The sequence below is a fragment of the Granulicella sp. L46 genome, from assembly GCF_009765785.1.
Lineage (GTDB): Bacteria > Acidobacteriota > Terriglobia > Terriglobales > Acidobacteriaceae > Granulicella.
Map to the genome: position 1 here is coordinate 710,373 of NZ_LMUT01000003.1, position 10,797 is coordinate 721,169.

A 10,797-nucleotide genomic window follows, 5' to 3' on the forward strand; every position below is an offset into this window, starting at 1 on the left:
GGCCGCTCTGGCTTCACTCCACTGCATTCTGAAGATTCTACCTTTGCAGGAACAATCGGACCGCTACCGCCGCCAGCACCACCGCAAACCCTTTGCGAACGATGCCGACCGGCAGTTCCTGCGCCCAGTGGCCACCCAAATATCCACCCACCGCCACGCCCGCAGCCAACAGCAGACCCAGCTTCCATTCCACATTCCCGGCCCGGGCATACGGCACTAGCGGAAACGCCCAGATCGGAAGTAGCGCAATGAACAAAGACGTCCCTTGCGCTCGAAGTTGCGTCAGTCCAAACACATAAATCATCACCGGGATCATGATCGCTCCGCTGGTGCCCAGCAAGCCAACGAACACACCCACCACCGCTCCCACCACAACCACCACCCCTGGTGACGAAGACATCATCGCATGAACCGAACCACGATCTCGGTCCCCAGCGGCACCATTGTGCCCGCCAACGGAGCCTGCTCCTGCGCCAGCCCGCTGCCTAGCGTCCGCACTCGCAGCCGAAGCCCCCCCGCACGTTCCACCACCATTCGCAGATCGTTGCCATGAAAGTCCGGTACGGCTACCCGCTTTCCTGGATCGACCACCACCGCCCCATTGTCCCGCACCTGCACCTGTGGGCGAATCAGCGGCGCGGCCACACTCTCGTTTCTATCCACAGCGGCAACCGTAGTAAGTGCCGACGCACCTCCATGCTTATGGATTGCATCCAGCACCTTGTCCGGCAGCGCCTCCAAGCCAACCGGCTTCGGTTTCGCCTTTGCTGCCTCCTCGAACGCCTCATCCGCGTTGCGATTCTCCGCCATCGCCGCCGCGTTCGCCGGCTGCCGCAGCGGATCATCCGCCGGCAGGCTGTTCACCTCGTCGAACACCGCGTTCAAGTCCCCGAGATGCTGGTCCGGAACATCATCCGGCTCCACCGTGTTCTGTGCTTCCTTCATCTGCTGTGCCGTCTTCAGCGCTTGATCGTGCGGCACACCCAGGTACTCCAATACTTCCTGCGCCACCTCGCGAAACACCGGCGCACTTACCTCCGCGCCATACAGTATTCCCACAGTCGGCTGATCGATCACCACCGTCACCGAGATCGCCGGATTGTTCACCGGCGCAAACCCCGCAAAGCTCGCCACTACCTTCGTGTGCGAGTACGTGTGCGTCACCGGGTCGACCTTCTGTGCCGTGCCCGTCTTTCCCGCCGAGCTGTATCCGTTTAACTGCGCAGCCTTGCCCGTCCCTTCACTCACCACGCCCGCCATCATCTCCCGCATCGTCGACGCCGTCGCCTCGGTGATCACCCGATGCGCTCCATCTGGCAACGTCGCCGGCAGCCCCTCCCCGGGATGAAACGGGCTCGCCCCCAGGTGTTCTTCTCTCTTTAATGCATCGCTCGACTGCAACAAAATATGCGGCGGAAGATACACGCCTCCATTCGCAATCGCCGACACCATTGACACCAGTTGCACCGGCGTCACGGCTACCTCCTGCCCAATCGCCATCGACAGGATGCTCGTCGATCCCCACTTCCGCGGCGGCGCCAGCAGCCCCCGCGTCTCGCTCGGCAGTTCTACTCCGCTGCGGTCGCCAAAACCGAATCCCCGCATGTACTTATAAAACTTGTCCGGCCCGAGCTTCAGCGCCATCTTCGCTGCGCCAACGTCGCTCGAGTGCTCCAGCGCATACTTCACCGTCACCACCCCAAACCGATCGCTCTTGTCATCATGCAGTGTGCGGCCAAACATCGTCATCGCACCGAACTGGCAGTCCACCATGTCCGTCGGCTTCACACCCGCCGCATCCACCGCCGCCGCGTAGGTCACCAGCTTGAACGTCGACCCCGGCTCATACACATCGCTCACTGCCAGATCCGTCAGGTCCTGCGGATCCACATGCAGCGCATCATTCGGATTAAATCGTGGGCTCACCGCCAGCGCCAGGATCTGCCCCGTACGCGGATCCTGCACCACAATCGTCCCGTGCGACGCCTTCACCTTCGCCATCTGCGCATCCAGTGCGCGCTCCGCCATGTACTGAATGTTCGAGTCGATCGTCAACTGCAGGTTCTCACCCGGAATCGGATCACTCTCATCCGATCCCAGCACATGCCGCTTCGCATCGATCGCCGTATATTCGTGTCCCGGCTCTCCATGCAGTTCATCATCGAACTTCGCTTCCAACCCACCCAATCCGTTATCGTCCGTACCCACATACCCCAGCACATGCGAGCCAAGATCTCCATTCGGATAAAACCGTTTGAACTCTTTCTGAAGATAGATTCCTTTCAGATTAAGCTGCTGCACGCGATTCGCAATATCCGGTGTCACCTTACGCGCCACCCATGCAAAGTGCTTCGACGCGTTAAATCGCGCATCGATCTCCTTCTCCCGCGTGAAGCCATCCAGAGGATCTGCATGCACAATCTTCGCCAGCAGCGCTGCATCGTCCGCGCGGTTGTCCCCCAGTTCGCTCGGCACCGCATAGATGCTGTCCACCAGCACCGTCATCGCGAGCGCTTTCATGTTGCGGTCATACAGCACGCCCCGATGCGGCGCCACCTCAAATGTCCGCTGCTGCTGCTGCTTGGCACGTTCCACCCACGTACCGTGCTGCACCACCTGCAGCCACGTCAACCGGACGGCAATCGCGCCCGCCCAGAAACAGAAAAACATCGCAACGTAGACAAACCGCACCCGTCGTATGGGTGCGGTAAGCTTCTGACGCGACGTCTCTTTCATCCTGGAATTCCTGTTCCCATGCCAAACTCTGTGCGATGCCAACCAGCCATCGCGGCCACCTAGTTGCCCGTCAGCTTTTCGGTTAGCACGGGGATCCGCGCCTGCGCCATCACCGCGGTTGTGTCGCTCATCCCGTCCGCCCGTACTACCTGCCCCGGCTGCGGTGTGTCGAGTCCCAACTGCTTCGCAATCTTGTCAATCCGGTTCGGATCACTCAACTGCGCCTCGGTCAGCTCAAGTTGACGATTCTTCTCCTGCAACTGCGCCACCTGGGTCTTCTGTGCCTCTACCCGATAGCCCACTTCGATTGCCGAAAAGTGCTGCCACACATACACCATCGTCAGCAGAAAAAACATCGTCATCGCGATCGTAAAACTGCGCATCTCCTTGCGCCGCTCCGGATCATCCGCTTTCACAATACGGCTGTTGTCGATGTGCTTAGCAAAAAACATCTCAGGCGTCGGCCCACGACGGCGCGCGCGCTGCTGCTCATACAGCTCGCGGTTCCGCTCAGCCACGCTCGCCCCACGGCGCACGCTGGGCCTCGCCTGCATCTCCGCCATCTCTTGTCCGCCTATTGCCATCGTCGCCATCGCGCATCCTCCGCCTTGCAATCTCAATCTCTTCATCCCCTTTCCCCGACTCGTCTAGCGAGTGCAACCCGGGCCGGGGTTGCTGATGGGGGAAGGGAATTTTCGTACATTGGTTGTCTTTCGCCTGAAAGCACGGCAGGACAACCCCGGCCCGATCTCTAAAACTTTTTTGCGGATCTCATTGAGCTCTTCAAAATCCGTTCAGCAGCTCTCAACTTCGCGCTTCTCGATCTCGGATTCCTCAGCGCTTCTTGCTCTACCGCCGTCGCCGGCTTCTTCGTCAATATCTCCAGTTCGCCCAGCCTCGCGCTCTCGCGAAAACTGTCCTTCACCAGCCGGTCCTCCAAAGAGTGGAAACTGATCATCACCACTCGCCCGCCCGGCTTCAACAGAGATCCCGCGCTTTTCAGCAGCGTTTGAATCTCGCCCAGCTCATCATTCACTCGAATTCGAAGTGCCTGGAAAGTCTTTGTCGCCGGATGAATCTTCTCGCCTTTTATTGGCGGGGCAACGGCCGATATGACGCGAGCAAGTTCTGCTGTTGTCGTTACCGGCCGCGCCCGCACAATAGCTCTGGCGATTCTCCGCGACCTCCTTTCCTCTCCGAATTCGTAAATCAAGTTCGCGAGATCTTCTTCGTCCGCCTGATTTACCACTTGTTCGGCCGTCAGCCCGCTCCGCGTATCCATCCGCATGTCGAGCGGTCCATCCGACCGGAAACTAAAACCTCTGTGCGCCTCGTCCAGCTGCATGCTGCTCACGCCAAAATCGGCAAGCAATCCATCCAGCGTGCCCGGCGAGATGACCTCGGCAATCTCTGAGAACGGCCGCCCCACGAATTCCACCGTGGGCATCTCGCCTCCCAGCTCCTGGGCCAATCCCGCCAGCCGCGCCCGTGCCAACTCCATCGCCTGCTCATCGCGATCGAAGCAAATCAACCTGCCCGACCCTCCAAGCCTCTTCGCAATTGCCAAAGAGTGGCCGCCAAACCCGAGCGTGCAGTCAACCATCACGCCGCCCGCGCGCACATTCAGAAAGTTCAAACTCTCTTCCAAAAGAACCGGTACATGTTGCGGTTCAGCCATACCTTCCGCCTCATGCGTCCCACTGAGGGACTTGAAAACCTAAATTCCTGCCGCTCCCAACGCATCCATATCTGCGTCTGTCAGCGGATTCTCTTCAAGCGACGCCTTGTGCTTCTTGTCATCGGCAACCGCCAGGTACGTCTGCATACCCAACACAGCTACATCGCTCGCCAGCGTCGCGGCCTCGCGCAGCAATTGCGGAATCAACAACCTTCCCTGCGCATCCATCTCCACAACCTGGCCGTAATAGTTCGTTACATCCAGAAACTTCTTCTTGGCAGCGCTCGAAGGTGCCTTCGCCAGCGCATCCTCAATCCGCTCCCATTCCTTCATCGGGTACAGCTCAGCCCGTTTGCCGTCCTTGCTCGTAATAAAAAACTGCGGTCCATAAAGCTCATCCACACGGCGCTTGAAGTCAGCCGGGATCTTCAACCGGCCTTTCTCATCAACGCGCGCTGGGTGATTGCCGCGAAACATTTGAAATCCTCATCTCAAATCCGAACCAAATCCCGAAGGGTACCTGCCCGAAGACTCTTACCTGGCCCTTGTTTGCCGTACTATCAACACAGATTCGGCCTTGCCTTACCTGTTTTGACCACTTTGTTCCACTTCGTTCCACTAAGAATGTAGCGTAAGGCGCTGGATAGCAAGTGAAATCTCAGGGTTACGTCCCCGGTTTTCCGAAGGAAATGTGGAAAATCCATTATCTAGCGTTTTTTGAGTACCCCACCCCTACATCTTGTGTTATCTCGAATGATTCGCCCCCGCCTGGGTACTTGCCAGCTCATTCTGCCTGTTGTAAGCGAAATAAAAGCGAAAGTAGTCTACCCAACCCCGTCCCCACCGTAGCTCACACCCTCATCTTCGCGCCGCTTTTTCAAAATCCACACCAGATACAGCAGCACCGCCAGGTTGATCACCATCAGCCCCACCTTATACGGCGAATACCGATGCAGCAGTTCATAGCCCTCCCACGGCAAGCCCATCGCCGTCAGCGTTACCGTGAAGTATTCAGCCCAGCGTTTCTCCAGCATCAACCCTGTTCCTTCCACCACGCAGACCATCGCGTACAGAAACGACAGGATCCCTGCCCTCTTCAATTGATGTGAATCAATCAGCCCCACATGCTCCATCAATATCCCGACAAAGTGTCGCTCTGGATCGATCCGCAACGCGTCGATCACATGTATCACGACGTCGTTGATGTTCTTGTTCATAAGGTCCAGCGCACCTGCTCCCACTGCGGTAAAGAAGACCGCCTTACTCAGCTTGAATAACCCCACCAACAGCAACCCGCGCTGATGGCCAACGCGCGCCAGCGCCGTCTTGATTCTGGATTGGTCGCCCCTTTCGTGCATTCTTCCTCGCAACTCCCTTTGCCTGGCCATACGCTTGCTTCAGTTGACGGTTGCTCTGCCGCTTTGTCAATGCAGGTGAACCTCTCCCTGCACACCTCCCGCCAATCGTCGCCCACCGTCGTCTTCTCTTTGATTCCATCTAGACCTGCGCACACCGAACAATTTCCAGTTCTTTGTCCACGCCTTCAAACCTTGCCCCGAATCCTCGGTTAAACCCATCCTTCTTTCGCATCTTCTTTCATGAGCGGAACAATCCACTTGCAACTCACCCGCGTAGATAGGATGTGCGTCTCTACGGAACAGCGAGACGAAGCAATGGTTTTGTTCCTCACTTGATCTTCAGCAACAACCTTTGAAAGGGAAAACCACAATGAAGAAGTCTTTGATCACCCTCATGGCAAGCGCTGCGCTCGCCATCACGTCTTTCGCAGCCACCGCCCAGATGAAGGACCCCACCGTAGGCGGCGCTGAAATGTTCCCGACCAAAAACATCGTCGAGAACGCAATCAACTCGCCCATCCACAAGACCCTCGTCGCTGCTGTCAAGGCTGCCGGTCTCGTCGACACGCTCGAAGGCCCCGGCCCCTTCACCGTCTTCGCTCCCACTGACGACGCCTTCGCGAAACTCCCCGCCGGCACCGTCGACAACCTCGTGAAGCCAGAGAACCACGACACCCTCGTCAAGATCCTCACCTACCACGTCGTCCCCGGCAAGATCACCACCAAGGACCTGAAGGATTGGATCAAGAAGGGCAATGGCACCTACTCCGCTAAGACTGTTCAAGGTGGCATGCTCACCTTCACCGACCACATGGGCCACATCATGATCACCGACGAAAAAGGTGGCAAGGCTGAGATCACGACCGCCAACGTCCATCAGTCCAACGGCGTCATCCAGGTCATCAACGCAGTCCTGATGCCTAACTAAAGCTCCTCCACCCAGCATCCCCATAAACCAACAGTGGCGTCCTTCGGGACGCCATCGTTGCTTCTCTCGCTGCCGCTAGCCTTTGCCCGTTTTCGCCGCGCGGCGAAAGATCCTCTGTAATGGCTTTTGCCTTTGCTCTAGCGTCAGCTTTGCCTTTACGTCGGCTTTTCTTTGGACAATATCTGAAAGAAATTGTCATTCCGAGCGCAGCGAGCGAACCTGCTGTCTCCCGTTCTTGTCCCCCCACCCGCTACACTCACAACGAAACCCATGCGACTCCACTTCCAAACCGAGCAGCGGCTGCCTTACCCCATCGAGCTGGTCTTCGCCTTCTTCGCCGACCCAGCCAACCTCCCGCGCCTCATGCCAACCTGGCAGCACGCGCGCATCGAGCACTCCACCCTCGTCCCGCCGCCTCCACCACCCCAGCCCTTCCCCGGCTCCGACCGCATCACTGCCGGCACCGGCACGCGCCTCACAATCACCGTTCGCCCCCTCCCGTTCTCCCCCATCCGCCTCACATGGGATGCCCTCATCGAAGACTTCCGCTGGCTCGAAGGCTTCTGCGACGTCCAACTCCACGGCTCGTTCCGCTACCGGCGTCACTGCCACACCGTCCAGCCCCATCGCAGCGGTACTCTCCTCCACGACGAAGTCGAATACGAACTCCCCCTAGGCCCCCTCAGCTCGATCGGAGCCCTCAGCGCGCTAACAGACAAACTGTTTGTCCACCGTCAGCTCACCGCCACCTTCCGCTACCGCCAGCGCCGCACCCTCGAACTCCTCGCCATCGAAGCCAGCGAGCAATCGCTCTAACGTATCAAACCGCAACCACCCTCTTCAAAAACGGCCGCGACCGCTCCATCGCCGCCTCTGCCGTCAGCCCATACTTCTCGCGCAACGCCTCCACCTTCCCATGCTCAATGAACGAATCCGGCCACCCCACCCGCAGTACCGGCACCTCCATCGAGTGTGCGTTCAGGCACTCCAGCACGGCTGACCCGAAACCACCCGCGAGCACATGGTCTTCCATCGTTACCAATAACTCGCACCGCGAACCAAAGCGCACAACACACTCTTCATCGATCGGCTTCGCAAACCGCGCATTGATCACCGCAACGCTATGCCCCTCGGCCTCCAGCATCTTCGCCAGGCGCTCTGCCTCAGCCACCATGTTGCCCAGCGCAAAGATCGCCACATCCCGACCATCCTTCAGCACCTCGGCCTTGCCAATCTCCAGCGCCACCGGCCGCACCTTCACCTCAACGCCCGTCCCGGTCCCACGCGGATACCGAATCGCGCTAGGCCCCTCATGCTCCAGCGCCGTAAACATCATGTCCTGCAACTCATCCTCATCCTTCGGATCCATGTGGATCAAGTTCGGCACGCCGCGCAGATAGCTGATGTCGAACAGCCCATGATGCGTAGGCCCATCATCGCCACTCAGGCCGCCGCGATCCATGCAGAACACCACCGGAAGATTCTGCAGCGCGACATCATGCACCACCTGGTCAAACGCCCGCTGCAAAAATGTCGAGTAAATCGCGCAGAACGGCCGATACCCTTTCGTCGCCATGCCCGCGGCAAACAACACCGCATGCTCCTCCGCAATCCCCACGTCGAAGTATCGCTTCGGATGGTGTGGCCGAAACAAATCCAGCGCCGTCCCATTTGGCATCGCCGCCGTAATAGCGACGACCTTTTCGTTCTCATTCGCCAGCTTCGTCAAACTCTCCGCAAACACCTCCGAGTACGTCTTCTGTCCCGTCGATTTCGTCTCACCCGTCGCCGGATCATACGGCCCCAGCCCATGAAACTTCTTCTGCTTCTCCATCGCCGGCTGGAAACCGCGCCCTTTCTGCGTAAGAGCATGCAGCACCACCGGCCGCTTCTGCTTCTTCAAAAATTTAAAAGTCTCAATCAGCATCGGCAGATTATGCCCATCCACCGGGCCAAAATAATTCAGCCCAAACTCCTCAAAGATCATGCCCCGTCCAACAATCCCCTTGGCCGCCTCTTCCGCCTTGCGCGCAATATGCCGAGCAGCCTTGCCGCCAAACTTCTCCACCAGCACCGCCGCCCGATCATGCATGCTCACATACGTCGGATTCGTCGCAATCTTGTGGAAGTACTCTGCAATCGCTCCAACATTCTTATCAATCGACCACTCGTTATCATTCAGCACAATGATCATCCGCTTAGTCGACGCCATATTATTCAGCGCCTCATAGCTGATCCCATTGGTAAACGCCGCATCCCCCGCCAGCGCCACAATGTGCTCATCCCCACCGCTCATATCCCGAGCCACCGCCATACCCAGCGCCGCACTCAGCGCCGTCCCAGCATGCCCCGCACCGAAGCTGTCGTGCTCACTCTCCGTCCGCAGCATGAAGCCATTCAGCCCACCCGGCTGCCGGATCGTCTCAAACTGGCTCTCGCGCCCCGTCAGCAATTTGTGCACATAACTCTGGTGACTCACATCGAACACAAAGCTATCGCGCGGCGTATCGAACACGTAGTGCATCGCGATGGTAAGTTCCACCACGCCAAGATTCGGCCCGATATGCCCACCCGTCTTGGCCACCCCAACGATCAGCCGTTCACGGATCTCCTCCGCCAGCCGCTCCAGCTCCACGAGGCCAAGCTTCTTCACATCCCCCGGCGACTTGATCTTACTTAAGTATTCGCTCATGCTCGAAAACCGTGGACCCCTGACCTCTTGTTCATAGGACGCGACCTGTATCCCTCCAGTGTACCAACCCACCGCATTTCCTTGCCCACCCCACCAACACCCTGCCTCCACCCGTTGCCCCCATCAACGCCGCCGAATTTCTCACCCGGCTCTGCCGCCCAGCCACCACGTTCCAGCCAAACTCCTTGCAGCCGTGCTTCTGTTTCTCGCCCTCGCTTTTCTTTCTGTCATTCCCTCTGGGAATCTGCTTCAGCCTTTGCCCATGTTCGTGGCAAATCTCACGTCGACGTCCGGCGCGAAGCCCTCCGCCGTCCGCGCAGGACCCTCCAATCCGCACAGGCTGCAAGACTGGGATTAGTATGGTCGGCATGAAGTGCCCCGCTCTCGCTATCGGCCTGATCACCTGCACCCTCCTCCTCACCCCTGCAATTCTCCCCTCCGCCCACGCCCAGACCGCGCCTCTCACACTTCCGCTCTGGCCCCACGCCACCCCCGAGCCGCCCCAGACAACCGCTCCCGAAATCGACACCACCCAGCCCACCGACAACTTCATCAGCGGCCGTCGCGTCATCCGCCTCACCAACGTCACCATCCCCACGCTCACCGTCTATCCGCCACACGGCCAGAACACCGGAGCCGCGGTTCTCGTCTTCCCCGGCGGCGGCTATGTCCGCCTCGTCACCGACGGCGAAGGCACCGACGCCTGCCACTGGCTCAACTCCATCGGCATCACCTGCATCCTCGTCAAATACCGCGTTCCTCAACCCAGCGGCGAGGCTGGTCACTATCCTGCCGACCCCTCTGACCTCGAGGACGCCCAGCAAGCCATGCGCCTCACCCGCGCCCACGCCGACGAATGGCACATCAACCCCAGCCACATCGGCGTCATGGGCTTCTCCGCCGGCGCCAATCTAGCCGTCCTCCTCTGCACCCATCCCAACGACGACCACGTCGCCTCCACCCCCGCCGCACCCGACGCCAATACCCACCTCAGCGCCCGCGCCGACTTCGCCATCATCGTTTATCCCGCCTACCTCGGCCTTCCTCCCGACAACGCTCAGCTCAATCCCGTCTACGCTCCCAACGAGTTCACCCCATCCACCTTCCTCATCCAGGCAGAGAACGACCGCACCCACGGCAAAAACGCCCTTGTCTACTACGCCGCCCTCATGGACGCCCACATCCCCGCCGAGCTCCACTACTACGCCACTGGCGGACACGGCTTCGGCATGCACCCGCCCAACGCCCCCGAAGAAAACTGGCCCAAGCTAGCCACCGCCTGGCTCCGTTCCATCAACATCCTTCCACCCCGCGCGGACCGCCACGTCAACGAAGGTCCCAGCGGCACCCCAGCCCCCTGCCCCGCACCCCAACCTCCCGCACCCGGAACCACCTCCAGTCCCTC

The 10,797-nt window shown here is 59.3% G+C and carries 10 protein-coding genes; 3 read left to right on the forward strand and 7 right to left on the reverse strand.

What is annotated here, in order from left to right; genetic code table 11:
- Positions 1 to 37: 37 nt before the first annotated feature.
- From GSQ80_RS03880 to GSQ80_RS03905, 6 genes are all read right to left on the reverse strand, one after another.
- Entirely contained in the window at positions 38 to 400 is a 363-nt protein-coding gene (locus GSQ80_RS03880) for a sulfite exporter TauE/SafE family protein (RefSeq protein ID WP_158786165.1), read from the reverse strand.
- Positions 400 to 2,736 carry a penicillin-binding transpeptidase domain-containing protein gene (locus tag GSQ80_RS03885; RefSeq protein ID WP_158786166.1) on the reverse strand — a complete coding sequence of 779 codons (2,337 nt, stop codon included), beginning with the start codon at positions 2,734 to 2,736 and terminating at the stop codon, positions 400 to 402. The genes GSQ80_RS03880 and GSQ80_RS03885 overlap by 1 nt, the downstream gene beginning before the upstream one ends.
- 59 nt (positions 2,737 to 2,795) lie before the next feature.
- Complete coding sequence (locus GSQ80_RS03890; RefSeq protein WP_158786167.1) at positions 2,796 to 3,329, reverse strand: septum formation initiator family protein; 534 nt, start codon at positions 3,327 to 3,329, stop codon at positions 2,796 to 2,798.
- Between the two features lie 158 nt (positions 3,330 to 3,487).
- Entirely contained in the window at positions 3,488 to 4,414 is a 927-nt protein-coding gene (rsmH, locus tag GSQ80_RS03895; RefSeq protein ID WP_158786168.1) for a 16S rRNA (cytosine(1402)-N(4))-methyltransferase RsmH, read from the reverse strand.
- A gap of 39 nt (positions 4,415 to 4,453) precedes the next feature.
- The gene (locus GSQ80_RS03900; RefSeq protein WP_158786169.1) at positions 4,454 to 4,891 is read right to left on the reverse strand and encodes a division/cell wall cluster transcriptional repressor MraZ; all 438 of its coding nucleotides are present in this window, start codon (positions 4,889 to 4,891) and stop codon (positions 4,454 to 4,456) included.
- 347 nt (positions 4,892 to 5,238) lie between these two features.
- Positions 5,239 to 5,772, reverse strand: a complete 534-nt coding sequence (locus GSQ80_RS03905) for a DUF2127 domain-containing protein (RefSeq protein WP_158786170.1) — start codon at positions 5,770 to 5,772, stop codon at positions 5,239 to 5,241.
- 370 nt (positions 5,773 to 6,142) lie between these two features.
- Here GSQ80_RS03905 and GSQ80_RS03910 point away from each other — a divergent pair, with 370 nt between their 5' ends.
- Complete coding sequence (locus GSQ80_RS03910; RefSeq protein ID WP_158786171.1) at positions 6,143 to 6,700, forward strand: fasciclin domain-containing protein; 558 nt, start codon at positions 6,143 to 6,145, stop codon at positions 6,698 to 6,700.
- 270 nt (positions 6,701 to 6,970) lie between these two features.
- Entirely contained in the window at positions 6,971 to 7,516 is a 546-nt protein-coding gene (locus GSQ80_RS03915) for an SRPBCC family protein (protein ID WP_158786172.1), read from the forward strand.
- Between the two features lie 4 nt (positions 7,517 to 7,520).
- Here GSQ80_RS03915 and dxs read toward each other — a convergent pair whose 3' ends face one another.
- Complete coding sequence (dxs, locus tag GSQ80_RS03920) at positions 7,521 to 9,392, reverse strand: 1-deoxy-D-xylulose-5-phosphate synthase (protein ID WP_158786173.1); 1,872 nt, start codon at positions 9,390 to 9,392, stop codon at positions 7,521 to 7,523.
- A gap of 368 nt (positions 9,393 to 9,760) precedes the next feature.
- Here dxs and GSQ80_RS03925 point away from each other — a divergent pair.
- Positions 9,761 to 10,797 (forward strand): alpha/beta hydrolase (locus GSQ80_RS03925; RefSeq protein WP_158786174.1); only part of this gene is annotated, 1,037 nt, incomplete at its 3' end.

What these genes read in the sequence shown, in the direction of transcription:
- GSQ80_RS03880 (WP_158786165.1), bottom strand. Translation starts at nt 400, where the DNA reads ATGTCTTCGTCACCAGGGGTGGTGGTTGTGGTGGGAGCGGTGGTGGGT.
- GSQ80_RS03885 (WP_158786166.1), bottom strand. Translation starts at nt 2,736, where the DNA reads ATGAAAGAGACGTCGCGTCAGAAGCTTACCGCACCCATACGACGGGTG.
- GSQ80_RS03890 (WP_158786167.1), bottom strand. Translation starts at nt 3,329, where the DNA reads ATGGCGACGATGGCAATAGGCGGACAAGAGATGGCGGAGATGCAGGCG.
- rsmH (WP_158786168.1), bottom strand. Translation starts at nt 4,414, where the DNA reads ATGGCTGAACCGCAACATGTACCGGTTCTTTTGGAAGAGAGTTTGAAC.
- GSQ80_RS03900 (WP_158786169.1), bottom strand. Translation starts at nt 4,891, where the DNA reads ATGTTTCGCGGCAATCACCCAGCGCGCGTTGATGAGAAAGGCCGGTTG.
- GSQ80_RS03905 (WP_158786170.1), bottom strand. Translation starts at nt 5,772, where the DNA reads ATGCACGAAAGGGGCGACCAATCCAGAATCAAGACGGCGCTGGCGCGC.
- GSQ80_RS03910 (WP_158786171.1), top strand. Translation starts at nt 6,143, where the DNA reads ATGAAGAAGTCTTTGATCACCCTCATGGCAAGCGCTGCGCTCGCCATC.
- GSQ80_RS03915 (WP_158786172.1), top strand. Translation starts at nt 6,971, where the DNA reads ATGCGACTCCACTTCCAAACCGAGCAGCGGCTGCCTTACCCCATCGAG.
- dxs (WP_158786173.1), bottom strand. Translation starts at nt 9,392, where the DNA reads ATGAGCGAATACTTAAGTAAGATCAAGTCGCCGGGGGATGTGAAGAAG.